We start from the raw sequence: 236 nt of genomic DNA, 5'->3' as shown, positions 1-236 counted from the left end.
GTGTTAACAACAGCAGCAGCATTCTTTGGAATTATGATGAACTTTGCATTCTTGTTCGCAGGTACAATCAGTTCTAACCCTTGGATGGCCTTATTCACAATTTTCATCTTAGCAGCTGGATACAACGCAGGTAGAATCGGTGGAGACCGCTGGGTGATGCCTTACCTACGTGCTACAATAGCAAGTAAATTAAGTAAAACAAAAGTAGAGCAACAGCAAGCAGCATAATACTATAA

The 236-nt window shown here is 40.7% G+C and carries 1 protein-coding gene; it reads left to right on the top strand.

Annotated features, from left to right (window positions below):
* Positions 1-228: hypothetical protein (locus AOA60_RS01275; protein ID WP_218240491.1), on the top strand; the 228-nt coding region annotated here is incomplete at its 5' end.
* Positions 229-236 lie beyond the last annotated feature (8 nt).

The organism is Pseudomonas sp. 2822-17 (assembly GCF_002742485.1).
GTDB lineage: Bacteria > Pseudomonadota > Gammaproteobacteria > Pseudomonadales > Pseudomonadaceae > Aquipseudomonas > Aquipseudomonas cyclaminis.
Note: the sequence above shows the minus strand (reverse complement) of the source record. Positions and strands in the feature narration are given on the sequence as shown.